The sequence below is a fragment of the Enterococcus bulliens genome (assembly GCF_053761865.1).
This window is the reverse complement of sequence record NZ_JBSMXK010000008.1, coordinates 45,692-69,079: the sequence shown is the minus strand read 5'-3', so window position 1 is coordinate 69,079 and position 23,388 is coordinate 45,692. Positions and strand designations below refer to the sequence as shown.

Genomic DNA, 23,388 nt, shown 5'->3' with positions numbered 1-23,388 from the left:
CGTTTCTGATTATCCTAAACGTTGACGCGCATCTGCGGAACGTTTAAAGGCTTGACCGACATAATTTATACTTAACATCAAGACTAAAATTAGTAGTGATGCTGGTATCCATACCCATGGTTTCGATGTGATGACTTCTGAGTTGTTCGCATACGAGATCAAGGTTCCTAAACTTGGTGTTTTGATTGGTAACCCAAAGCCTAAGAACGTCAAACTTGTTTCGATCCCGATATTTGCGGCGAAGTTCATCGTTAAATTGGTGATAATCAATGAACTTAAGTTTGGCATCACTTCAAAAAACATGATTTTAAAATTCGATGTCCCTAACGTTTTGGACGCACTCACATAGTCGCGACGACTTTCAGAGAGCGTTTTAGCACGAAATAGCCGTGCTTTTCCGACCCAATAAAAGGCCGACATAATCCAAACTAAACTTAACGCATTGTATTTTGGTACAATCGTTACCAATACGATAATGATCAATAAAATTGGTAAGATCATGATAAAATCGACGATCCGCATCAAAACCGTATCAATCACGCCGCCGTAATATCCTGAGATGATCCCAACCGCTACCCCGATAATCGAGGTAATGATCGTGATCAAAAAGCCAATCATGATCGAATTACGGGCTCCAATGACTAATAACCCAAAGATGTCACGACCACCTTCATCAGCACCCAATAAGTAATACCGACCATCGACTGCCGTCGATCCTGGTGTAGCATAACGATCAAAAATACTGACTTTATTGACCGTGTCTGCATCTAAAACAAAACTGCCAATAAAGGCAAATAGTAAGACAAAAATCAATAGACCAAGCGAAAACATCGCTAATTTATCTTTTTTGAATTCTCGTGCGATCACTCTGATTCCCATAGGGGGTGTCGACACGGTTTCTACTGTAGCTGTTTCTTTTTTTGCCATTGTGTACACTCCTCCTATGTTATTGGATTCGAATTCGTGGATCCACGATACTCATAATGATATCGGATAATAACGTTCCTACTAAAGTCGCTACCCCAAAGATCAAGGTCAATGCAGTGATGACTGAATAGTCACGTTGGCCGATACTTGTAATAAACAAGTTTCCGATCCCTGGATAATTAAAGATTATCTCGATCATCACCGACCCTGAAATCAAACCAGTGATCTCATAACCTAAAGTCGATGCAATCGGTAGTGAAGCATTTCTAAAAATGTGACGATTGAAAACTGTACTTGTCGGAACACCTTTAGAGCGCGCAGTACGAATGTAATCCATTTTCTTCGCATCGATTACTTCACTACGTAAATACTGGATCGTGACGGCTGTTCCTAATAATGCTTGCACGATCGATGGCAAGAGAACATGATACAATTGACTCATAAAATAGCCAATCGTTCCAGGCGTCGCATCTGTTGCAACACTGCCACTTGTTGGGAACCAATGCAAGGTATACCCAAAGAAATAGATCATCAATAAAGCCAAGACAAAAACTGGAATCGCAAAACTAATAAAGTTATAGCCCACAACAAATTTATCTAACCAAGAGTTTTCATAACGACCAGCATATAATCCTAATGGGATCGCTAAAGCATACGTTAAGATCACTGATACAATCGCTAAACGAACGGTATTGCCGATTCGTTGACCAATAACGGTCGCGACATCATATTTATACGTATAACTTTTCCCAAAATCACCATGTAAGGCATTGGTGATCCAATTATAGTATTGTCGATACCATGGATCATAAAAACCAGAAGCTTTTTTTAATTCTTCGATTCGCGCAGGATCCGTATTGGGATTGATCAATCCTGTAAATGGATCACCCGGCATCATTTTTGCTAGAATAAAGATCAGTAAACTTAAAATAATGATTTGGGGAATCATTAAGATCACGCGACGTAAAATCGTTTTCCACATTTAGCTTTTCCCCCCATCTTTTAATGCGACTTGATGTGTCGGTGAAATGCTCGTTAAGTCATACACACGACCCGTTTCGTCGTAGTAATTTTTTTGATTATTGACATACTCCGCTTCCACTAAGCGTCGTGTTTCTTTATGGGCATCACGATTTTTAACATCGATCTGAGGAATTGCTGATAATAAACGTTTCGTATAGATATGCTGTGGATTCGTATAAATATCTTGTTTTGTTCCAATCTCAACAAAGCGGCCTTTATACATGATCGCGATATTGTCACACATATGTTTTACGACTCCAAGGTCATGCGAGATAAATAAGAAACTTAACCCATATTCTTCTTGAATCCGTTTCATAAAGTTCAATACTTGTGCTTGTACCGATAAATCGAGTGCAGAAACTGGCTCATCGGCTACGATCAATTTAGGATTTGATGCTACTGCACGGGCTACCCCGATACGTTGCCGTTGTCCACCTGAAAACTCATGCGGATACTTATATAGTGCATCTTCTGGCATGCCAACGATATCAAGCAATTCCTTCACGCGTTTTTTCTCTTCTTGATCACTCAAACGCTCAAAATTGCGTAAAGGTTCCGCAATGATATCAATTACACGACGTTTCGGATTCAAACTAGACATTGAATCTTGAAAAATCATTTGGACATCTTTATTGTATTGCATTTTTCTTCGTACCGATGATTTGGTCACGTCTTGACCTTCGTAAATAATGCCACCAGCAGTTACTTTTTCTAGTCCGACGATCGCTTTTCCAGTCGTCGATTTCCCAGAACCTGATTCACCAACTAATCCATACGTTTGGCCTTTTTCAATCACGAAATCGACCCCGTCTACAGCGTAAACATAGTCGGTCACACGATTCAAAAATCCACTACGAATCGGATAGTGAACTTTTAGGTCTTTAATTGTAATCAATTCTGACATCTACACTACTCCTTTTCGTCTCTAAAATGAAAGTTCTGATAGCACGTGCAACGGACTAAATGGCCAGGAGATACTTCATGAAGGGTCGGATTTTCTTCATGTGCTGACGCTGGAATCCAGGGAATCCGTGGTGCAAAACGGCAGCCATCACGTACCATATTTTTTAAAGAAGGGACGACACCTTCGATCACGTGTAAATCACCTTCTTGATCTTCTTGAGGAATCGAGTTCAGTAAAGAGCGGGTGTACGGATGTTTAGGGTTATTAAATAACTCTTCAGCTGTTGCTACTTCCACAAACTGTCCACCATACATTACCGCTACTCGATCGGCCATTTCAGCTACGACACCAAGGTCATGCGTGATCAAGATGATCCCTGCTTCAGTTTCACGTTGTAGATCAGTCAATAAATCTAAAATTTGTGCTTGAATTGTTACGTCAAGAGCTGTTGTCGGTTCATCTGCAATGATGATTGGTGGCTTACAAGCAATAGCGATTGCAATAATTACCCGTTGGCGCATCCCACCAGACAATTCATGCGGATATTGGCGGCCGATTCGCTCTGGATTTGGAATCCCAACTTGTGTCAACAGTTCAATCGCGCGTTGTTGTCTTTGTTCGCTGGTCATTTTTGTATGGTACGATAGTCCCTCTTTGATCTGGTCTTCGATACGCATCAAAGGGTTTAGGGCTGATAAAGGATCTTGGAAAATCATTCCAATATCATTTCCTCGAATCTTGTTATAAAGTGTCTCGTTTAGATTGGCTAGGTTTAAATCCTTGTACATGATCTCACCAGTGATTTTTGTGTTTGCCAAGTCTTGTAATCCCATGATGGTCGTAGCTAATGTACTCTTTCCACAACCTGATTCACCTACGATCGCTAAGATTTCGTTACGATTTAGTGTAAATGAAACATCATCTACGGCATCGTAAAAATCATCTTTGATCCGAAAGCTAGTATGTAAATGTTGCACGTCTAATAACTGTTTTGCATTTGCCAACGAAAAGCCTCCTTCAATAGTATCGATACTCAGTTTGATAGTGCTTATTTTTTATTCTAATAGAAATATCATATTTTTTTAATAATTATATAGAATATGTCAAAAAAATACAAGACCAAAAAAATAGGTATCCGGATATTTACTTATAATAGCATAGTTTTCAGTCGGTTCAAGGGTAATAAAAGAAAAAGTGCTATAAAATATAACCGTTTTTCAACTTATTCTAAAAATAAAGCAAATTCTTAGTAGATTTTCACTTAATATAATTAATCTTTTGTTTGAAAACAAAAAAAGTTTGAAGGAAATTCCTTCAAACTTTTTTGTTATGCGATATTATTGGTAATATAATCCACTGCAGCACCTACAGTTTCAATTTTTTCCGCATCTTCATCTGAGATTTCGGTACCGAATTCTTCTTCTAATTCAAGAACAAATTCCATTACACTAATTGAGTCCGCGTTTAGATCGTCTTTGATGTTCATTGCTTCGGTTACATTCTCTGCATTTACTTCAAAGTGATTGGCGATCACTACGGCTACTTTTTGAAATACTTCATCGTGTGTCAACTGTTTTCACCTCCACCTTAGTGACGAGACAGTAAAATAACTAAGCCCATTCTAACGAGTTCTCGCTTATTTGTCTACCTTTTTTTGTAGCTTCTCATTAATCGAGAAAGTACCTTCTTGTTTTTTCTTTTCGTCAAATTGCGTGACTAATTCTTCGACCATTTTGGTTTCTAGCATGGTATGGATTTGACGAATCGTTTGTGCCACTGCTTCTGGACCGGTTGCTCCATGTGTTTTGATCACAGGAGCTTTTAATCCAAATAAAACTGCGCCTCCATATTTAGCGTAGTCCATTTTACCTTTTAATCCACGTAGACTATCTTTTAACAACAATGCGCCGAGTTTACCTTTAATTCCTGCGTCTAAAATTGATTCCTTTAAAACAGCCATCAGATTCAAAGCTGTTCCTTCGATCGTTTTCAAGACTGCATTCCCAGTAAAACCATCCGTCACGACGACATCTGCTACACCATTTAATAACTCGCGCGCTTCGACATTTCCAATAAAATTGATGCCTGGTTCTGCTTGTAGTAATTCATATGTTTTTTTCGTTAGCTCGCTACCCTTAGTTTCTTCCGTTCCATTATTTAACAGACCCACACGAGGTGTAGTGATCCCACGAACATGTGACGCATAAAAAGAGCCTAAAATCGCATATTGAACTAAATGCTCAGGCTTGTTTTCGGCATTAGCACCTAAATCTAACATATCAAATCCGGCATCGCTTGTCATCACAGGTAAAGTCGACATTAAACCAGGTCGATCGACCCCTTTGATGCGTCCGATAATAAATAACCCTGCTGCAAGTAATGCACCGGTATTGCCTGCACTAAAGATCGCGTCTGCACGCCCTTCTTTAACTGCCTGTGCCGCTAAGACCATTGATGCCTGTTTTTTCTTGCGAATCGCTTTTACCGGTTCGTCTTCACTATAAATTTTTTCATCAGTATGAATGATCGTAACATTTGTTTCATCTGTTACATATTTACGGATTTCCGCTTCTTTTCCATAAAGTTGGAATTCAATCATCGGAAAATCTTTTTTTGCTAGCATTACGCCTTCAACGATTGCTTGTGGCGCATGATCGCCACCCATCGCATCGACAGCAATTCTCATGTCTGATGCACTCCTTTCTTTTGAACTCATCTAGTATAGCATAATTTATTAATCAAATGAGCCATTTTGCTGCTGATTTTGTTGCAAATACGCTTGAAGAGCCGCGTATTCAGGCAAGAGTTGCCAATTGGTTTGTTTGAAAATCGCACTGGCTTCTTGTTGGGCAACTTCTAATATATGCGCATGTTCGACTAAGTCAGCGATCATAAATTCAGGTAAGCCAGATTGCCGATTTCCAAATACCTCTCCTGGTCCACGTAATGCAAGATCACGTTCACTCACGATAAATCCATTAGTCGTTTCTGTCATGATCTTCATTCGTTCTTTTCCGACATCATTTTTTGGTTGGGCAACTAAGATACAATAAGAAGCTGTTTGACCCCGTCCAACTCGACCACGCAATTGGTGCAACTGTGCTAAACCAAAACGATCAGCATCCATAATGACCATCACTGAAGCATTCGGGACGTTGACACCGACTTCAATCACTGTTGTTGAAACTAAAATTTGCGTTTGGTTGTCTTTAAATTCCTCCATGATTTGATCTTTTTCACTAGGACGCATTTTCCCATGCAAAAGACCTACAGTAAACTCAGGAAACGTTTGACATAGATCTTCATAGATTGCCTGAGCATTTTTAACATCTAAAGTTTCTGATTCTTCAATCAACGGACAAATCACATACATTTGATGTCCTTTTTGCAATTGTTGACGTGCAAAATCCAAAACATCTATCAGCTGTGGCGGTTTGATCCATCTCGTTTCAATCGGGATCCTTCCTTTAGGCAACTCATCGATGATCGACACATCCATCTCACCGTAAGCCGTTATCGCTAATGTTCGCGGGATCGGTGTTGCCGTCATAAATAGGACATCTGGTTTTAAGCCTTTTTCACGTAAAATCTTGCGCTGATTGACGCCAAAACGATGTTGTTCATCGGTGATCACTAGGCCAAGATGCGAAAAGACGACATCTTCTTGAATCAACGCATGTGTCCCGATAACGATATCGATCATACCTTTTGCTAAACCAGCTAAAATCTCTCGTCGTTCTTTTGTTTTAGTCGAGCCTGTTAGTAAAGCTACGGTAAGTTCTGTGTGCGCAAACAGTCCGCTTAAACTTTCCATATGTTGCTGTGCCAGTATCTCCGTTGGGACCATTAAAGCACCTTGAAATCCTGCTGTTTTGGCTGCAAATAATGCAATGGCCGCAACGATCGTTTTACCACTTCCTACATCCCCTTGCAATAAGCGTTGCATATGCTTAGGACTCTTTAAGTCTGCACAGATCTCATTGGTTACTTTTTTTTGTGCTTGTGTAAGTTCAAACGGTAACGTATTGATAAATCCTTTAAGTGCTTGAGGATCGTAATCGATCGCTAACCCGACCGTAGCATCACGCGCTTTTTGTTTTAACCCTTGGATCGTCATTTGGAATAAGAAAAATTCTTCAAAAATCACTCGCCGTTTTGCTTGTTCGTACTCTTGACGTGATTGTGGGATGTGCATGGCGCGTACCGCTTGGTTACGTGCCATCAGACGATATTTGTCAATCAAACTTTGTGGCAGATTTTCTTCGATCTGTTCTTGATAAGTGCTCAGTGCTTTGAAGATCAAGTCTTGTAGCGTTTTTTGACGAATCGTTTTATTTACGTGATACACGGGTGCAAAATCGGATTGCTGCTTACTACCTAAAATCTTCATTCCCGCTAAAGATGCCCGATCAGCATCCCATTTACCGTATACTACCAATTCTTCAAATGGTACGACTTTGTCTTTTAAATAGGCTTGATTAAAAAAAGAAACTTGAAACACATCATCATTTTGTTTCATTTTAAATTGTAGTCGATTTTTTTTATACCCAAAGCGACTAACAACTGGCGGCGTCACTACAATTCCTTTTAGTGTTACTTTTTCTTGATCTAAAATTTCTGAGAGTTGTCTTTCTTGTACATCTTCATAGCGAAAAGGATAGTAAGTAATCAACTCTTCGATTGTAAAAATCCCTAAACTTGCTAATGTTTCGGCGCGTTTTGCGCCTACACCTGAAAGTGTCGTGACCGACTGAGTAAACATCATATCCTCCTCATGAAAAAAAGCTTAGACGAGCCTTTGACTAGTCCAAGCTTTTTTTTATTCTGCTGCAAACAAATAAGGGTAAACCGGTTGTTGCCCTTCATGAATCTCAACTTCTACATCTGCAAACTTCGCTTGCATCGCTTCAGCCATTTTTTCTGCTTCTTTCATCGATCCATCTTCACCGATGATCAACGTTAAAATTTCAGTTTCATCTGTTGCCATACGCGTCATCGTTTCGATGCATGTTGTATACATATCTGGATTTGAAACCACGATTTTACCATCGATCATTCCCAATACGTCTCCGTCTTGAATCGTGATGCCATCGATTTGTGTATCGCGAATCGCATGCGTCACAGAACCACTTACGATCTCTTTAGCTGCTTGAGTCATTACTCTTTGATTTTCTTCTAAAGTACTTGCTTCATTAAACGCTAGCATCGCAGCCATCCCTTGAGGAATCGTTTGTGTCGGTACAACGACAACAGGCAATTCTGCAACTTCTGCTGCTTGATCTGCAGCCATAAAGATATTTTTATTGTTTGGCAATAAAATCACTTTATCTGCATTGACTTCATCGATAGCTTTTAAGATATCTTCCGTACTAGGGTTCATCGTTTGACCACCACTGATGACATAGCGTACACCTAAACTAGTGAACAATTCTTTGACACCATCTCCTGCTGCAATCGCGATCACTGCGTAAGGCGTACGTGGTGCTTTTGCTTTTGGTACTTCTTCTTGTTCTAAAATCGTTTCGTGTTGGACACGCATATTGTCGACTTTGATTTTGATCAATGAACCAAATTTTTGACCATAGTTCATTACTTCACCAGGGTGTTCTGTATGAACGTGAACTTTGATGATTTCATCATCATTGACCACAAGTAATGAGTCCCCTAATTCATTTAAATAACTACGAAACGTATCGTAGTCAAATTTATCTGTTACTGTAGGACCTTCACCGATTTTCACCATGATTTCCGTACAATAACCAAATGTAATGTCTTCAGTCGCCATATGACCTTGCACACTGCGATGGTGTTCGGCATTGACCATTTCATCCATTACTGCTGGTGATTTTTCAACAGCTTCTGCTTTAAATTCGCCCGTTAATGCGCCTAAAAAGCCTTCGTAAATAAATAAAAGTCCTTGACCACCACTATCGACAACACCGACTTCTTTTAAAACAGGAAGTAAATCTGGTGTTTTTTCTAATGCCTTTGTGGCACCAGTTACTACAGCTTGCATGACTGCTACACAGTCATCGGTTTCTTTGGCTTTTTTCTCACCAAATTCTGCAGCAACACGCGCTACTGTCAAAATTGTCCCCTCAACTGGTTTCATCACCGCTTTATACGCTGTCTCGACCCCACGAGTAAATGCTTTAGCCAATTCAGGTGCAGTCAACGTACTTACCATCGGGATCTCTTTTGCAAATCCACGGAATAATTGAGATAAAATCACCCCAGAGTTCCCTCTAGCGCCCATCAATAATCCTTTAGATAATCGTTTTGCTAGTTCTCCAACTTCTTCTGAAACAGAATCACTAACGGCCTTTGCCCCACTCGTCATCGACAAATTCATATTGGTTCCTGTATCTCCATCTGGTACAGGGAACACGTTTAATGAATTGACATATTCTGCATTCGCATGTAGACGATTGGCGCCGGCTTGTACCATTTCTTGGAACTGACCTGCGCTAATATTCGTTACTTTCACTGTAATAAATCCTCCTTAAGATCGACAACTACTCTACTAGTCTGGTAATACGCGCACACCTTGAACAAAAACATTAACTGAATTTGCGCGTACTCCTAACATGGTTTCCAAATTGTATTTCACTTTTTCTTGCACATTGCGTGACACTTCAGAAATTTTCGTGCCATAGCTGACGATCGTGTAGACGTCTACTGCAATTCCATTTTCTTGTTGGCGTACCACGACACCGCGTGAATAGTTTTCTTTACGTAAAATTTCATTGATGTTATCTTTAATTTGATTTTTGCTTGCCATACCGACAATCCCAAAAACATCTGTTGCAGCTCCGCCGACAACCGTTGCGATGACTTCATTTGAGATTTCAATAATTCCTGATGCAGTTTTAATTTTAACAGCCATTAGATAGCCTCCTTAACAGGTTTTTCGCCTATTTCTACTATAGTATTTTACCATAGTTGTACCCCAAATAAAAGAACGATACCCAAGTTCAGGTTTAACCGTATTTGAAAAACAAACAACTGCTTAAATTTACAACGTTTTCAGGAAAAAGTCAATCTAGACTCAGTTTTTTCTTGCAAAGAAGTGTAAATTGTGGTAAATTCATTTAGTATGAGCCGAATTATAGCGCTCCACAACAAGGCAAAAGGAGGAAATAAACACATGGCTAAAGTTTGCTACTTTACAGGACGTAAGACTAAAAGTGGAAACAACCGTTCTCACGCAATGAACGCGACAAAACGCACAGTAAAACCTAACTTACAAAAAGTTCGCGTGATGATCGACGGAACACCTAAAAAAGTTTGGGTGTCAACTCGTGCTTTGAAATCTGGAAAAGTTGAGCGCGTTTAATCTAATCCACATGAACTAACAACCGTTCGCTTATGGACGGTTTTTTTCTTTGCTCTAAATTCAGTGCTTTTTGAATTTCCTTCTTATGGTACACTACATTTAACGAATTTGTTATTGGAGGTTTTTTATGACAACACGCGCGTATCTTCGTTACAATTGGCGCTATCTAGTAGCTAGTTTCTTTCTCCCTTTAGTGATCATGGCTTTGATTTATTTGAGTATTGGCATTTATCCTGGGAGTAGCCGAAGCATTTTAGCTAGCGATGCATTTGCCCAGTTTTCAAATTTCCATGCTAGTTTTCGCAATATGTTGCTTGGTAAGCAAAGTCTTTTTTACACGTGGAGCGGTTCACTCGGGTTGAATTACCTTTCGTTGATCTCTTATTATCTAGGCGGATTTTTCACACCACTTGTGATTTTCTTTCCAAACCAATTGATGCCAGATGCTTTATACGTGATCACATTACTTAAAATCGGTAGTGCTGGCCTGTGCTTTTGGTTATTTGCGAATCACACCTTCCAGCTTAACCGTTGGAACCAGCTCATTTTGTCTCTTTGCTATGCGTTGATGTCGTTTGCTATCGCCCACTCTGAGATTATTATGTGGCTAGATACCTTCACTTTTTTACCCTTAATCATTTGGGGGATCTATCGCTTAGTGTATCTACATAAACCTCGCCTTTTATTTTACAGCTATCTTTGTTTATTTATCAGTAATTTTTATATGGGATTTATGGTCGCTCTATTTTCGGGACTGTACTATCTAGCTCTTTTATTCTCAGAATGGCCAAATAGTAAAAAAACCGTGATCCCTTATAGCATCACAGCCCTTTTAGCTAGTGGTGCCTCATTGATCATGGTTTTACCAGCGATTTTGGACCTGCGTACAAATGGAGAAGAATTTACAAAAATCACTTCATTAAAAACGGAAGCGACAGGTGTCTTTGATTTCTTTATCAAGAACATGGTCGGCGTCTACGATACAACTAAGTATGGATCGATTCCTTTTATTTATATCGGATTATTCCCTTTAACCTTAGCTGTCTTCTTCTTTTTGACGCGAGTGATTACTAAACGACAAAAAATCAGTTTTGGTGCGATTGCATTATTATTGATGATCAGTTTTTATTTCCAACCATTCAACTTATTTTGGCAAGGGATGCATGCTCCAAATATGTTCTTATTCCGCTTTGCTTATTTATTTTCCTTTTTAGTGATCGTTTTGGCTGGTTTTGGTTGGGAACGTTTAACAAAACACGAATTACCCACTTACTTGTTTAGTATCTTACTACTTTTACTTGGTTTCACCTTAGCTTATGGAGCTGTCGATAAAACGACGCATGCGTATCTTACGATCACTTCATTTGCATTGACGATTATTTTCTTGTTGATTTATTTCGTTTGTATGAGCGGCAACTCACTCAAACTGTTATCACGAAAACAGCTCTCCCTTTTATTATTGCTAACGATCGGTGTGGAAATGAGTTTAAATGCGAATGCCATGGTACATGGTATCTTAGAAGATTGGAACTATGCCTCACGTAGTTTATATACCGATCCACAACCTTCGCTACAAGCGTTGGTAAACCAAACGAAAAAAGAAAATCAAACATTCTACCGTTTAGAAAATCTTGATCCAGTTTCGTCTAACGATAGCTTTGCCTATAATTACGCGGGTATCAATATGTTTTCGTCGATTCGCAATCGACACTCATCGACCTATCTAAATGATTTAGGATTTCGTTCACGCGGAACGAATTTAAACATTCGTTACAACAACAACACGTTACTTATGGATGCTTTTACAAGTATCAAATACAATATTGCATCTACTGGTTTTGATAAATTCGGATTTGAAAAAATAGCGCAAAAAGGTGCGTATTCACTTTATGAAAATACGAATGCACTCCCTTTAGGCTTTACGATCCCTACAACTAGAACCGAGCCAAAGATCATTGCCAATGACAACTTGCAAAACCAAACGAACCTGATGAATTATCTATCGGGACTGGAACAAACCTATTTTGCATTTGAACCGATCCAAATGATCGATTCAAAAAATACGGAGATCACCACAGTCGGACAACAAGTTACATATAAAGAGATCACACTGAATACTGCAAAGGAATTGACATATGAAGTGACGGTTCCTGCACATACACAGGCGTATCTAAGCCTATTTCCAACTGACTTTAATCAATTGCAAAGCTCTTCTGCTTCGATTACAGTCAATGGCCAACAACGAAAAACACAGATCAATATCAATGGTCAATATTATGATTTAGGCTATTACGATCAAACACAAACGGTAACGTTCACACTGAGTCTTTACGGTACCGATCAAGTCAGTTTCCAAGAACCCAAAGTGGTCACACTAGATACTGATGCTTATCAAAATGCGATAACGGCTATTAAACGTGATGGTGTTGACTTTAAAACTGGAAATAGAAGTGCAACTGCAAGCTTCACGACAAAAGAAGCAACGACCTTGGTCACAACGATTCCTTATGATAAAGGCTGGAGTGCGACTTTAGATGGAAAAAAAGTTCCCATCACTGAATTTGAAGATGGTCTGATCAGCTTAACTATTCCTAAAGGAAAACATACCTTAGTGTTACGTTACGTACCACCTGGATTAAAAATCGGTATCGCAAGCTTTATCCTTTGTCTCATTCTATTTGGAATTTATCAACGTTTCTTCAAAAAAAGGGATAAATAACCAAAAACCTAGCGCTTTTTCAAGCGCTAGGTTTTTTTTCATGACTTTTTTCAAAAAAAGAGTTTACAAGCGTTGAGTACTCATGTTATATTTCTTTACATGAAAGAATGATTAAAATGAACCATTAGAAAATCACGGAAAAAGGATGGGAAGTTATTATGCCAAAAGTAAATACGACAGCAGCAGAGATCAAAGAGATCGTGAAAAAAGAACATGTACGCTTTTTACGTTTAATGTTTACCGACATTATGGGAACAATCAAAAACGTAGAAGTTCCTGTTTCACAATTAGATAAAGTATTAGACAATAAAATGATGTTTGATGGTTCATCAATCGAAGGATTCGTACGTATCGAAGAAAGTGATATGTACTTACGCCCTGACTTAGATACTTGGATGATCTTCCCATGGGAAAATGATCACGGTAAAGTAGCTCGTTTGATCTGTGATATCTACAATCCAGATGGTACACCATTTGCTGGAGATCCTCGTGGAAACTTAAAACGTGCGCTAGCAAAAATGGAAGAACTTGGCTTTACTTCATTCAATTTAGGACCTGAACCTGAATTTTTCCTTTTCCGTTTAGATGAAAATCGCAACATTACAACTGAATTAAATGACCAAGGTGGTTATTTTGACTTTGCACCAACTGACTTAGGTGAAAACTGCCGCCGTGATATCGTATTAGAGTTAGAAAACTTAGGCTTTGAAGTAGAAGCTTCTCACCATGAAGTAGCTCCTGGACAACACGAGATCGACTTCAAGTACGCAAATGCAATCGAAGCTTGTGACAACATCCAAACCTTCAAGTTAGTTGTCAAAACGATCGCTCGTAAACATGGATTGCATGCGACGTTCATGCCTAAACCATTATATGGAATCAACGGCTCAGGGATGCACTGTAATATGTCATTATTTAAAGGTGACGAGAATGCGTTCTTTGATCCAAAAAGCGAGATGCAACTGAGCGAAACAGCTTACCAATTCTTAGCTGGTTTGATGAAACATGCCAAAGCGTATACTGCAGTATGTAACCCAACAGTGAACTCTTACAAACGTTTAGTTCCTGGCTTTGAAGCTCCTGTTTACATTGCTTGGTCTGGTCGTAATCGTTCACCACTAATCCGCGTTCCTGAATCTCGTGGATTATCTACTCGTTTAGAATTACGTTCAGTTGATCCAAGTGCAAATCCATATTTAGCTCTAGCTGCACTATTAACTGCTGGTTTAGATGGAATCGAAAATAAATTAGAAGCTCCAGCACCAGTCGATCGCAACATCTATGTTATGACTGAAGAAGAACGTGAAGCAGTAAACATCTTTGATTTACCAGGTACATTGCGTTCTGCCTTAAAAGCTTTACGTAAAGATGATGTTATGGTCGATGCATTAGGAAGTCATATCTTCAACAACTTCTATGAAGCAAAAACGATCGAATGGCAATCATTTAGACAAGCCGTTACCGAATGGGAACGCGAACAATATTTAGAATTATACTAAAAAGAGGCTGCTTTAAAAGTAGGCAGCTCCAATAAATAAGCCGACCCATTCCGATAATAGGTTCTCCTATTTCGGTAATGAGTCGGCTTATTTTTGACAGAGCTACTTTTGGAACACCGTTTATTCATTTTTTGGAGACTGTGACAGATTTCTGTCACAGTCCTTTTTAATAGCGTACTTCTTTTAAGTAAAGCCCTTCTGGATGAGCAGTCGGTCCTGCAAGATCACGATTTTTCGCCGCAATGATTTGCGGAATACTTGTTTCATCCATACGATGATTCCCGATTTTCAACAGCGTTCCTACCATGATGCGAATCATCTTATACAAAAATCCATCGCCTCTAAATGTAAAAACCAACTCCTGAGTTGAATCGCTATAAACTACACTTGCTTCTTTTATCGTGCGTGTCTTATCTTCAATCGAACTACCTGAAGCACAAAATGAGGTAAAATCATGCGTGCCTAAAAAATCTTGTAGTGCACGTTCAATTTTTGGTAGCTCGATCTCGTAAGGAAAATAGCTCGCATAAAAACGAGTAAAAGGACTTCTTGGTTTTCCTAACTGAACTCTAAATTCATAGGTTTTTTCTTTTACTAAGTAGCGCGCATGAAAATCTTCTGCTACTTCTTCTACCTGGATCACTGCGATATCTTCCGGTGTTTGAGTATCTAACCCAAAACGCATTTTTTCTAATGGTCGTGGATAAGGAAAGTCAAAATGGATGACTTGACCTAAAGCATGAACACCGGCATCAGTGCGGCCAGAACCATGGATCTCGATTTTTTGACTTGCCATTTTTGTCAAAGTTTTTTCTATTTCCTCTTGAACTGTACGGGTATTTTGTTGACGTTGGAACCCATGAAAATTTGTCCCATCATATGCGATGATTGCTTTATATCGTACCATGTTTTCTACTCCTAAAAAAAGCAAAGCGACCGGAAAGTTCACAGTGGCTTTGCTCGAATTTTTTTTATGAACTCTTTAACCAAACTAAAATAATCGTGACGATGACAAACACTAAAATGGTGAGAGTGTCTCTTAGTTGCCAGTGTAAAATCCGGTATTTTGTCCGACCCTCGCCGCCTTGATAGCCTCTAGCTTCCATCGCTGTTGCTAAATCTTCAGCACGATTAAAACTACTGACAAATAACGGGATCAATAACGGGACGATTGCCTTCATTTTTTGGACGATACTTCCTTCACCAAAATCGACACCACGTGCACGTTGCGCGTTCATGATTTTCTCCGTTTCATCCATCAATGTCGGTACAAATCGTAGCGCAATGGACAGCATCAATGAGATCTCGTGTACTGGAAATTTAATGACTTTCAATGGTCTTAAAATGGCTTCAATAGCGTCTGATAATGCAAGTGGTGGTGTACTCAATGTTAGTAGAGTAGAAATAAAGATAATCAGCACAAAACGGCAAAAAATAAAAATCCCATTTAACACTCCAAATTCTGTTAAGCGAAAGATCCCCCACTGCCAATAGACTTGACCACCAGATGTGAAAAACATCTGCAATGCCACTGTAAAAATAATCAACCATAATAACGGACGAACGCCACGTAAGAAGAAGCCTAAATTGATTTTAGACAGCAAGATCGCTACAAATGTGAAGGCTGCTAAAAATAGATAGCTTTGCCAATTATTTGCTAAAAAAATGATCCCGATAAAATAAAAACTCGTTAATAGCTTTGTACGCGGATCTAGATGATGAATGATCGAGTCACCAGGAATATATCGTCCAAAAATCAATTTATTCATCATGGGCTACTTCCCCCTTTGATACGATCCATTCAGCCAACTGTGCTGCAGTCAACGGTAACTCATCAAACTGACAGCCTTTTGCTTGTAATTTTTTTGCAAAAGCCGCTGCTGTCGGAACACCCAATTGTTTTTCTTCTAACCAAGCTACTTCTTGAAAAACCTCTTTAGGTGTGCCTTGTTTGACGACGCGTCCTTTTTCCATGACCGTCACATAATCAGCAAAATCTGCTACGTCATCCATCAAATGGGTAACCAAAACGATCGTGAGTTGTTTTTGTTTTTGTAGCGCTGAAAACATCGCCATCATTTCACGTCGCCCTTGTGGGTCTAGTCCTGCTGTTGGCTCATCCAAAACCAATACCTCTGGTTCCATCGCCAAAACACCAGCAATCGCTACCCGACGCATCTGTCCTCCTGAAAGATCAAAAGGCGATTTAGTTAACGTTTCGGCAGGTAAGCCCACAAGTTCAATATACTCTTCAGCTAATCGTTGGGCTGCTTCTTCTGACACACCAAAATTTTTAGGTCCAAACATAATATCTTTGGCTACTGTTTCTTCAAACAATTGTGACTCTGGAAATTGAAAAACGATCCCAACTTTTTTACGTAACGGTTTTAAATTTTTATTATTCGTATCTGGTTTGATGGCACGATCACCAATCATTACTGTTCCACTCGTTGGTTTTAACAATGCATTCAGATGCTGTAAAATCGTGGATTTCCCGGAACCGGTATGGCCAACGATCGCATGATAACTTCCATCTTTGATTTCAAAATCTAAATCAAATAAGACTCGTTGTTCAAATGGACTATTCGGCTGATATGTGAAATTTACTTGTTCAAAACGGATGTCCATAACCATTTCACCATCCCTTCTTCGGTTAAATAATGATTCGGTACAGTAATCCCTTGTGCTTTTAATGCCAATTTCAATTTTTCTGGAAATGGCAGATCTAATCCAAGTTCGATCAGTTCAGGTCCAGCCGAAAAAATCTCTTCTGGTGTGCCTTCTTTGATCAAACGACCTTGCTTCATCACTAAGACACGATTCGCATTTGCCGCTTCATCGATATCATGGGTGATTGAGATTACTGTTAATTGATTTTTCTCTTTGATTTTTTTTACTGCTTCAATGACTTCATAGCGCCCTTCAGGATCTAACATACTTGTCGCTTCATCCAATATGATCACATCTGGTCTTAGCGCTACGACTCCGGCAATCGCTACCCGTTGTTTTTGACCACCAGATAGTCTTGCTGGCTCTTTGGTCGCAAAAGGCGTCATCCGCACTTGTTCTAGTGCTTCTTGTACACGTAAGACCATATCTTCACGCGGAACGCCTTGGTTTTCCATTCCAAACGCAATATCATCTTCGACAGTTGCGCCAACGAATTGATTATCAGGATTTTGAAACACCATGCCGACTGCACGACGAATATTCCAAATCGTTTCTTCAGCTAATGCTTGCCCTTTAACAAGCACTTCTCCATGTTCAGGTAATAATAAGCCATTGATCGTTTTGGCCAAAGTGGATTTTCCGGAACCATTATGCCCGATAATCGCCACCCATTCTCCTTCATTGATCGTCAGTGACACTTGATCTAAAGCTGGTTTTTCATCATCTGGTTGATATCGAAATGTTAAGTCTTGTAATTGAACAATCGGTTCCATGTTATTCCCCTCACTCTTTGGTCTACTTTCAAACACTACCAAAAAAAGCGCTCAAACGCAATGATTCGTTGACGTTTTGCGCTTTTTCATTCTTTTTCACTTTCCAAAAGCTGTCTTGACAGCTACTCGAGAGTAAAAAAAAACACTTACACTTTATGATGAGTGCATACCCCCTAGTCAAACTAGGGGGTAGCGCTGAGCTAGACTCGGAAAGTCTGAACTTTCCAACATCATAACACTCTTGTATGCATCTCTAAAGTGATGATAAGTGTGATTTTAAACAAGTTCTAGGATAACCATTTTAGCAGCATCTCCGCGTCTTGGTTCTGTCTTCAAGATACGAGTATAGCCACCTTGGCGATCTGTGTAACGAGGTGCGATATCATTGAATAGCTTTTGTAAAGCTGATTCAACTACGATCCCTTCGTTTTCTTCACGAACACTTGCTACTTCATTACGAACGAATGCCGCAGCTTGGCGACGTGCGTGTAAATCACCACGTTTACCTAAAGTGATCATTTTTTCTGCAGTTGAGCGAACTTCTTTCGCACGAGCTTCAGTCGTCACGATACGTTCGTTAATGAATAAATCAGTTGTTAAATCACGCAACATCGCTTTACGTTGACTAGACGTGCGTCCTAATTTACGATAACTCACTTGGTTTCCCCTCCTTCAAAAAGGTTTAATCGTCTTTGCGTAACCCAAGACCAAGATCATGTAATTTCGCTTTCACTTCTTCAAGTGATTTACGACCTAAATTACGAACTTTGATCATTTCAGGTTCAGACTTATTAGTTAATTCTTGTACAGTATTAATTCCTGCACGTTTTAAACAGTTATAAGAACGTACAGATAAATCTAGTTCTTCAATCGTCATTTCCAACATTTTTTCTTTTTGCGTTTCTTCTTTTTCTACCATGATTTCAGCATGTTTAGCTTCATCAGTAAGATTCACGAAAATGTCTAAATGTTCAGTCATGATTTTTGCAGCTAGACTCATTGCATCTAATGGTTCGATTGAGCCATCTGTCCAAATTTCCATTGTTAGTTTGTCAAAATCATCTCTATGACCGACACGAGTGTTTTCTACTTGGTAGTTTACACGACGTACTGGTGTATAGATAGAATCAACAGGTAACACACCGATTGGCATGTCTTCTTTTTTATTTTCGTCTGCTTGAACATATCCACGTCCAGGTCTCACGGTTAAGCGAGCATTGAAAGTAGCACCTTCAGAAACAGTACAAATATACATATCTTTATTTAAGATCTCTACATCACTGTCAACAAGGATGTCACCAGCTGTAACTGTAGCAGGACCTGCAATATCGATTTCAAGGGTTTTTTCATCTTCGCCATACATTTTTAATGCTAGGCCTTTGATATTCAAGATGATTTGCGCCACGTCTTCTCGAACACCTTTTACTGTGGAGAATTCGTGCAATACGCCATCAATTTGAATATTCGTGATTGCTGCCCCTGGCAAAGAAGACAATAAAATACGACGTAAAGAGTTACCTAATGTCGTACCGTATCCACGTTCTAACGGTTCAACGATAAACTTGCCATAATCTTTTTCTTCATCAATCTTTGCGATTCTTGGTTTTTCGAATTCGATCATTCTTATCTCTTACCCCTTTCAAAACGAAAAGTGTCTTGTTCAATGACGTAATACTTAAAACTCAAATGAGAAGCACTCATTAAACACGACGGCGTTTTGGAGGGCGGCACCCATTATGAGGAACTGGAGTCACGTCACGGATTGCAGTCACTTCTAAGCCTGCTGCTTGTAATGAACGGATTGCTGCTTCACGTCCTGAACCAGGACCTTTTACAGTTACCTCTAATGTTCTTAATCCATGTTCCATTGCTACTTTAGCTGCAGTTTCTGCTGCCATTTGAGCGGCAAAAGGAGTTGATTTTCTGCTTCCTCTAAATCCTAATGCACCAGCTGATGACCATGCTAACGCGTTACCATGAGTATCAGTAATCATTACGATTGTATTATTGAATGTTGAGTGGATATGTGCAATCCCAGCTTCAATATTCTTTTTGACACGGCGTTTACGATTTACTTTTTTTGCTACCATGAAGATTTAACCTCCTTCACTTAAAAATTATTTTTTCTTGCCTGCAACTGTTTTAGAAGGGCCTTTACGAGTACGTGCATTATTTTTCGTGTTTTGTCCACGAACTGGTAATCCACGACGGTGACGGATTCCACGGTAAGAACCGATTTCCATCAAACGTTTGATGTTTAAGTTAACTTCACGACGTAAGTCACCTTCAACTTTTAGTTTATCGATTTCAGCACGGATAGCGTCAGTTTGTTCGTTTGTTAAATCACGTACACGAATTTCTTCTGAAACACCAACGTTAGCTAAAACTTTTTTCGCAGTCGTGTTCCCAATACCATAAATATAAGTAAGAGAAACGACTACACGTTTATCACGAGGAATATCTACTCCTGCAATACGAGCCATAGTTTGTTACACCTCCGGTTATCCTTGACGTTGTTTATGTTTTGGATTTGCTGGGCAAATCACCATAACGCGTCCTTTACGACGAATTACTTTACAATGTTCACACATTGGTTTTACTGATGGTCTTACTTTCATGATAATACCTCCTGTGTTTTTACGGAGTACAATTATTTAAAGCGATAAGTAATACGGCCACGGTTCAAATCATACGGTGATAATTCAACCGTTACTTTGTCTCCAGGTAGAATACGAATGTAGTGCATTCTGATCTTACCAGAAACTGTTGCTAGAACTTGATGTCCATTTTCCAATTCGACTTTAAACATTGCATTCGGCAAAGTTTCGACGACTGTACCTTCGACTTCAATCATATCTTCTTTTGCCACGCACAGTACCTCCTTGTACTTTTTCGCATTTTCACACGATAAAACGGCGGAATGCAATGCTTCCACCTAATATTCTCAAAAACTTCTCGTTAAAGAAGTCGGACTGACATATTATAACATGCCAGGTTAATTATATCAAGAGAAAGTCACTCAGCCTTCAAGTCGGTTACGGGCAATCGATCGCTATTCGATGATCTTTTGTACATCTGCAAACACAGCATCGATTTCACGATTCCCATCAATAGACTGTAATAAACCTTCTTCTTTATAATAATTTAAAATTGGTTCACTACTTTTGATATTGACAGCTAGACGATTTTTGACCGTCTCAGGCTTATCATCTTCTCGTTGATAAAACTCGTGCTCACCGCATTTATCACAAGTACCTTCCACTTTTGGAGGATTGAACTCACGATGATACGTTGCACCGCAATTGCGGCACATAAAGCGACCAGTTAAGCGATCAACTAAAATTTCTTCAGGGACATGAATATCAATTACAGCATCTAATTTCTTTCCAAGCTCGTTTAGCATCTCATCCAACGCTTTTGCTTGATCCAATGTACGAGGAAAGCCATCCAATAAGAAGCCATTCTCTGTATCTGGTTGAGCTAAACGTTCTTTGACGATTCCATTCGTCACTTCGTCAGGAACTAGATTTCCTTGATCCATGTATGATTTGGCTTTTAAGCCTAGCGCTGTTTCATTGGCCATAGCCGCACGAAACATATCGCCGGTTGAAATGTGCGGTAAGTTGTAAGAAGCGACGATACGCTCTGCTTGTGTTCCCTTACCAGCACCGGGAAGTCCCATTAAAACGAGGTTCATTCTGTTTCCTCCTAAGTCATTGAATAGTGTTGAGGAAATCCTCAACACCTCAAGAACCTTAATTCAAAAAACCAGTATATTGGCGTTTTAGCATTAACCCTTCAAGCTGTTTCGCAGCTTCAAGTGCAACCCCAACAACGATCAACAAACTTGTTCCGCCTAAACCAATTGATTGTGGTAAGTTCCAGATCATTTGCGCTAAAATCGGTAGCAAGGCTACTAATCCTAGGAAAATGGCTCCGACAGTACTTAAGCGCATCAATAATGAAGAGACGTATTCTTCTGTTCCTTTACCAGGACGAACACTTGGGATATAACTTCCTTGTTTTTGCAAGTTTTCGGATAACTTTTCAGGATTGACCTGAACAAAAGCATAGAAGAATGTAAAGGCCACGATCAACACGGTATAAATCGCTGCCCCAGGGACAGTGTTATAACTGAAGATCGTTTGGACGATAACAAACCAAGATTCATTTTGGTAAGAACTACCTAGAGCTTGAATGATTGCACTAGGCGTAGTAATAAATGAACTAGCAAAAATTACAGGGATAACTCCGGCAGCATTTACTTTCAATGGAAGGTAACTACTTGTAGGAGCACCAGTAATTCGTTTGGTATACTGAATTGGAATTTTTCGTTCTGCTTGTTGGAAAAATGTAACTAGTGTGACGATTACTAATACAGCAATGATTAGCAACACCATAAAAATAGTTGATTTCCATAAATCAGATGAAGGTACGTTAATGAAGTAATCTTCATAAAGACCCTTCACACTTACAGGTAAGCGTGAGATGATCCCAGCGAAGATGATCATTGACACTCCATTTCCGATTCCTTTTTCAGTGATTTGCTCTCCTAACCAAGTCACAAACATTGTGCCTGCAGTTAAGATGATCCCGATGGTAACGAATGTTTGCCAACTAGGATTTGAGACAAAACCAAATTGAGTGTAGAAGTTAAATCCAGCAGTTAATGTCATTGATTGTAGGAAACCTAAAACCAATGTCAAATAACGTGTTGCTTGATTTAATTTTTTACGACCAACTTCACCCTGTTTCGACCATTCCACAAAACGTGGAACGATATCCATTTGCAACAATTGAACAATAATTGATGCAGTGATGTAAGGAGAGACTCCCATCGAAAAGATCGAGAAGTTTTGGAGCGCACTACCACTCACCAAATTTAGCATGTTCAAAAATGGTAGATCGGCGATATCTTTTAACTTATTTGCATCGACACCGGGCACAACGACATGTGCACCGAGACGAAATACAAACAGGATAAATACTGTAAACAAAATTCTTGAGCGAATATCTTTTACTTTAAAAGCATTCTTCAAAAGTTTCAGCATTAGATCACCTCAATTGATCCACCAGCAGCTACGATAGCTTCTTCTGCTGTTTTAGAGAATTTTGCTGCTTTGACAGTTAATTTTTTCGTTAACTCGCCATTACCCAATACTTTAATTCCAGCTTTTGCGTTTTTCACGATTCCAGCTTCAACTAAAGCAACTGGTGTAACTTCAGCTCCATCTTCAAAACGATTTAAAAGATCTAAGTTCACAACTGCGTATTCTTTACGGTTCACGTTTGTGAATCCACGTTTTGGTAAACGACGGAATAAAGGAGTTTGTCCCCCTTCAAATCCTAAACGTACACCGCCACCTGAACGAGCTTTTTGACCTTTTTGTCCGCGTCCTGCTGTTTTACCGTTACCAGATGAAGTACCACGTCCTACGCGATTGCGTACTTGGCGAGATCCTTCTGCAGGTTTTAATTCATGAAGTTTCATGGTTTGGCACCTCCTTAATCAAACTACTAACTCTAAATCTATTTCT

The 23,388-nt window shown here is 39.4% G+C and carries 25 protein-coding genes; 3 read left to right on the top strand and 22 right to left on the bottom strand.

Annotation, left to right across the window (positions count from 1 at the left end; all coding sequences use genetic code 11):
• Positions 1 to 9 precede the first annotated feature (9 nt).
• From ACWOEC_RS05835 to ACWOEC_RS05795, 9 genes are all read right to left on the bottom strand, one after another.
• A complete protein-coding gene (locus tag ACWOEC_RS05835; protein ID WP_455306636.1) occupies positions 10 to 927 on the bottom strand; it encodes an ABC transporter permease in 918 nt (305 codons plus the stop codon).
• 19 nt (positions 928 to 946) lie between these two features.
• Positions 947 to 1,909, bottom strand: coding sequence for an oligopeptide ABC transporter permease (opp4B, locus tag ACWOEC_RS05830; protein WP_455306635.1), 963 nt, complete (start codon positions 1,907 to 1,909; stop codon positions 947 to 949).
• Positions 1,910 to 2,854, bottom strand: a complete 945-nt coding sequence (locus ACWOEC_RS05825; protein WP_455306634.1) for an ABC transporter ATP-binding protein — start codon at positions 2,852 to 2,854, stop codon at positions 1,910 to 1,912.
• A gap of 5 nt (positions 2,855 to 2,859) precedes the next feature.
• Complete coding sequence (locus ACWOEC_RS05820; RefSeq protein WP_455306633.1) at positions 2,860 to 3,858, bottom strand: ABC transporter ATP-binding protein; 999 nt, start codon at positions 3,856 to 3,858, stop codon at positions 2,860 to 2,862.
• 323 nt (positions 3,859 to 4,181) lie between these two features.
• Positions 4,182 to 4,424 (bottom strand): acyl carrier protein, encoded by a 243-nt coding sequence (acpP, locus tag ACWOEC_RS05815; protein WP_297077973.1) that lies wholly within the window; start codon positions 4,422 to 4,424, stop codon positions 4,182 to 4,184.
• Between the two features lie 66 nt (positions 4,425 to 4,490).
• The gene (plsX, locus tag ACWOEC_RS05810) at positions 4,491 to 5,540 is read right to left on the bottom strand and encodes a phosphate acyltransferase PlsX (RefSeq protein ID WP_297077975.1); all 1,050 of its coding nucleotides are present in this window, start codon (positions 5,538 to 5,540) and stop codon (positions 4,491 to 4,493) included.
• Positions 5,541 to 5,588: 48 nt separating this feature from the next.
• Positions 5,589 to 7,616: an ATP-dependent DNA helicase RecG gene (recG, locus tag ACWOEC_RS05805; protein WP_455306632.1), complete on the bottom strand. Its 2,028-nt coding sequence runs from the start codon at positions 7,614 to 7,616 to the stop codon at positions 5,589 to 5,591.
• 57 nt (positions 7,617 to 7,673) lie between these two features.
• Positions 7,674 to 9,341, bottom strand: a complete 1,668-nt coding sequence (locus tag ACWOEC_RS05800) for a DAK2 domain-containing protein (RefSeq protein WP_455306631.1) — start codon at positions 9,339 to 9,341, stop codon at positions 7,674 to 7,676.
• A gap of 36 nt (positions 9,342 to 9,377) precedes the next feature.
• On the bottom strand, positions 9,378 to 9,740 hold the full coding sequence (locus ACWOEC_RS05795; RefSeq protein WP_016185968.1) for an Asp23/Gls24 family envelope stress response protein: 363 nt from the start codon (positions 9,738 to 9,740) through the stop codon (positions 9,378 to 9,380).
• A 261-nt stretch (positions 9,741 to 10,001) separates the two neighbouring features.
• On the opposite strand from ACWOEC_RS05795, the gene rpmB reads away from it, so the two are divergent.
• The 3 genes from rpmB to glnA all read left to right on the top strand — a co-directional run bounded on the left by rpmB (position 10,002) and on the right by glnA (position 14,408).
• Positions 10,002 to 10,190: a 50S ribosomal protein L28 gene (rpmB, locus tag ACWOEC_RS05790; protein ID WP_016185969.1), complete on the top strand. Its 189-nt coding sequence runs from the start codon at positions 10,002 to 10,004 to the stop codon at positions 10,188 to 10,190.
• Between the two features lie 127 nt (positions 10,191 to 10,317).
• Positions 10,318 to 12,909, top strand: coding sequence for a YfhO family protein (locus ACWOEC_RS05785; RefSeq protein WP_455306630.1), 2,592 nt, complete (start codon positions 10,318 to 10,320; stop codon positions 12,907 to 12,909).
• A gap of 158 nt (positions 12,910 to 13,067) precedes the next feature.
• Complete coding sequence (glnA, locus tag ACWOEC_RS05780; protein WP_455306629.1) at positions 13,068 to 14,408, top strand: type I glutamate--ammonia ligase; 1,341 nt, start codon at positions 13,068 to 13,070, stop codon at positions 14,406 to 14,408.
• 166 nt (positions 14,409 to 14,574) lie between these two features.
• Here the strand turns inward: glnA and truA are convergent, their stop codons facing one another.
• The 13 genes from truA to rplO form a co-directional block, all read right to left on the bottom strand.
• Entirely contained in the window at positions 14,575 to 15,315 is a 741-nt protein-coding gene (gene truA, locus ACWOEC_RS05775) for a tRNA pseudouridine(38-40) synthase TruA (protein ID WP_455306628.1), read from the bottom strand.
• A gap of 64 nt (positions 15,316 to 15,379) precedes the next feature.
• Positions 15,380 to 16,180, bottom strand: a complete 801-nt coding sequence (locus tag ACWOEC_RS05770) for an energy-coupling factor transporter transmembrane component T family protein (protein WP_455306627.1) — start codon at positions 16,178 to 16,180, stop codon at positions 15,380 to 15,382.
• Positions 16,170 to 17,036, bottom strand: coding sequence for an energy-coupling factor ABC transporter ATP-binding protein (locus tag ACWOEC_RS05765; RefSeq protein ID WP_455306657.1), 867 nt, complete (start codon positions 17,034 to 17,036; stop codon positions 16,170 to 16,172). The genes ACWOEC_RS05770 and ACWOEC_RS05765 overlap by 11 nt, the downstream gene beginning before the upstream one ends.
• The gene (locus ACWOEC_RS05760; RefSeq protein ID WP_455306626.1) at positions 17,012 to 17,851 is read right to left on the bottom strand and encodes an energy-coupling factor ABC transporter ATP-binding protein; all 840 of its coding nucleotides are present in this window, start codon (positions 17,849 to 17,851) and stop codon (positions 17,012 to 17,014) included. The genes ACWOEC_RS05765 and ACWOEC_RS05760 overlap by 25 nt, the downstream gene beginning before the upstream one ends.
• Positions 17,852 to 18,127: 276 nt before the next feature.
• Positions 18,128 to 18,508 carry a 50S ribosomal protein L17 gene (gene rplQ / locus ACWOEC_RS05755; RefSeq protein WP_016185976.1) on the bottom strand — a complete coding sequence of 127 codons (381 nt, stop codon included), beginning with the start codon at positions 18,506 to 18,508 and terminating at the stop codon, positions 18,128 to 18,130.
• Positions 18,509 to 18,533: 25 nt separating this feature from the next.
• Positions 18,534 to 19,472 (bottom strand): DNA-directed RNA polymerase subunit alpha, encoded by a 939-nt coding sequence (locus tag ACWOEC_RS05750; RefSeq protein ID WP_016185977.1) that lies wholly within the window; start codon positions 19,470 to 19,472, stop codon positions 18,534 to 18,536.
• 79 nt (positions 19,473 to 19,551) lie between these two features.
• A complete protein-coding gene (gene rpsK / locus ACWOEC_RS05745; RefSeq protein ID WP_016185978.1) occupies positions 19,552 to 19,941 on the bottom strand; it encodes a 30S ribosomal protein S11 in 390 nt (129 codons plus the stop codon).
• A 27-nt stretch (positions 19,942 to 19,968) separates the two neighbouring features.
• Positions 19,969 to 20,334, bottom strand: coding sequence for a 30S ribosomal protein S13 (gene rpsM, locus ACWOEC_RS05740; protein WP_016185979.1), 366 nt, complete (start codon positions 20,332 to 20,334; stop codon positions 19,969 to 19,971).
• Between the two features lie 18 nt (positions 20,335 to 20,352).
• Positions 20,353 to 20,469 (bottom strand): 50S ribosomal protein L36, encoded by a 117-nt coding sequence (gene rpmJ, locus ACWOEC_RS05735; protein WP_002288710.1) that lies wholly within the window; start codon positions 20,467 to 20,469, stop codon positions 20,353 to 20,355.
• Positions 20,470 to 20,501: 32 nt separating this feature from the next.
• Positions 20,502 to 20,720 (bottom strand): translation initiation factor IF-1, encoded by a 219-nt coding sequence (gene infA / locus ACWOEC_RS05730; RefSeq protein WP_002288695.1) that lies wholly within the window; start codon positions 20,718 to 20,720, stop codon positions 20,502 to 20,504.
• Positions 20,721 to 20,903: 183 nt separating this feature from the next.
• Complete coding sequence (locus ACWOEC_RS05725) at positions 20,904 to 21,548, bottom strand: adenylate kinase (protein WP_297078823.1); 645 nt, start codon at positions 21,546 to 21,548, stop codon at positions 20,904 to 20,906.
• Between the two features lie 58 nt (positions 21,549 to 21,606).
• Complete coding sequence (gene secY / locus ACWOEC_RS05720) at positions 21,607 to 22,902, bottom strand: preprotein translocase subunit SecY (RefSeq protein ID WP_455306625.1); 1,296 nt, start codon at positions 22,900 to 22,902, stop codon at positions 21,607 to 21,609.
• Entirely contained in the window at positions 22,902 to 23,342 is a 441-nt protein-coding gene (gene rplO, locus ACWOEC_RS05715; RefSeq protein WP_016185982.1) for a 50S ribosomal protein L15, read from the bottom strand. The genes secY and rplO overlap by 1 nt, the downstream gene beginning before the upstream one ends.
• Positions 23,343 to 23,388: the final 46 nt, after the last annotated feature.

What these genes read in the sequence shown, in the direction of transcription:
- glnA (WP_455306629.1), top strand. Translation starts at nt 13,068, where the DNA reads ATGCCAAAAGTAAATACGACAGCAGCAGAGATCAAAGAGATCGTGAAA.
- rpsM (WP_016185979.1), bottom strand. Translation starts at nt 20,334, where the DNA reads ATGGCTCGTATTGCAGGAGTAGATATTCCTCGTGATAAACGTGTAGTC.
- ACWOEC_RS05760 (WP_455306626.1), bottom strand. Translation starts at nt 17,851, where the DNA reads ATGGAACCGATTGTTCAATTACAAGACTTAACATTTCGATATCAACCA.
- plsX (WP_297077975.1), bottom strand. Translation starts at nt 5,540, where the DNA reads ATGAGAATTGCTGTCGATGCGATGGGTGGCGATCATGCGCCACAAGCA.
- secY (WP_455306625.1), bottom strand. Translation starts at nt 22,902, where the DNA reads ATGCTGAAACTTTTGAAGAATGCTTTTAAAGTAAAAGATATTCGCTCA.
- rpmB (WP_016185969.1), top strand. Translation starts at nt 10,002, where the DNA reads ATGGCTAAAGTTTGCTACTTTACAGGACGTAAGACTAAAAGTGGAAAC.
- ACWOEC_RS05770 (WP_455306627.1), bottom strand. Translation starts at nt 16,180, where the DNA reads ATGATGAATAAATTGATTTTTGGACGATATATTCCTGGTGACTCGATC.
- rpsK (WP_016185978.1), bottom strand. Translation starts at nt 19,941, where the DNA reads ATGGTAGCAAAAAAAGTAAATCGTAAACGCCGTGTCAAAAAGAATATT.
- ACWOEC_RS05825 (WP_455306634.1), bottom strand. Translation starts at nt 2,854, where the DNA reads ATGTCAGAATTGATTACAATTAAAGACCTAAAAGTTCACTATCCGATT.
- opp4B (WP_455306635.1), bottom strand. Translation starts at nt 1,909, where the DNA reads ATGTGGAAAACGATTTTACGTCGCGTGATCTTAATGATTCCCCAAATC.
- ACWOEC_RS05750 (WP_016185977.1), bottom strand. Translation starts at nt 19,472, where the DNA reads ATGATCGAATTCGAAAAACCAAGAATCGCAAAGATTGATGAAGAAAAA.
- ACWOEC_RS05785 (WP_455306630.1), top strand. Translation starts at nt 10,318, where the DNA reads ATGACAACACGCGCGTATCTTCGTTACAATTGGCGCTATCTAGTAGCT.
- truA (WP_455306628.1), bottom strand. Translation starts at nt 15,315, where the DNA reads ATGGTACGATATAAAGCAATCATCGCATATGATGGGACAAATTTTCAT.
- rplO (WP_016185982.1), bottom strand. Translation starts at nt 23,342, where the DNA reads ATGAAACTTCATGAATTAAAACCTGCAGAAGGATCTCGCCAAGTACGC.
- ACWOEC_RS05795 (WP_016185968.1), bottom strand. Translation starts at nt 9,740, where the DNA reads ATGGCTGTTAAAATTAAAACTGCATCAGGAATTATTGAAATCTCAAAT.
- ACWOEC_RS05765 (WP_455306657.1), bottom strand. Translation starts at nt 17,036, where the DNA reads ATGGACATCCGTTTTGAACAAGTAAATTTCACATATCAGCCGAATAGT.
- ACWOEC_RS05835 (WP_455306636.1), bottom strand. Translation starts at nt 927, where the DNA reads ATGGCAAAAAAAGAAACAGCTACAGTAGAAACCGTGTCGACACCCCCT.
- rpmJ (WP_002288710.1), bottom strand. Translation starts at nt 20,469, where the DNA reads ATGAAAGTAAGACCATCAGTAAAACCAATGTGTGAACATTGTAAAGTA.
- recG (WP_455306632.1), bottom strand. Translation starts at nt 7,616, where the DNA reads ATGTTTACTCAGTCGGTCACGACACTTTCAGGTGTAGGCGCAAAACGC.
- ACWOEC_RS05725 (WP_297078823.1), bottom strand. Translation starts at nt 21,548, where the DNA reads ATGAACCTCGTTTTAATGGGACTTCCCGGTGCTGGTAAGGGAACACAA.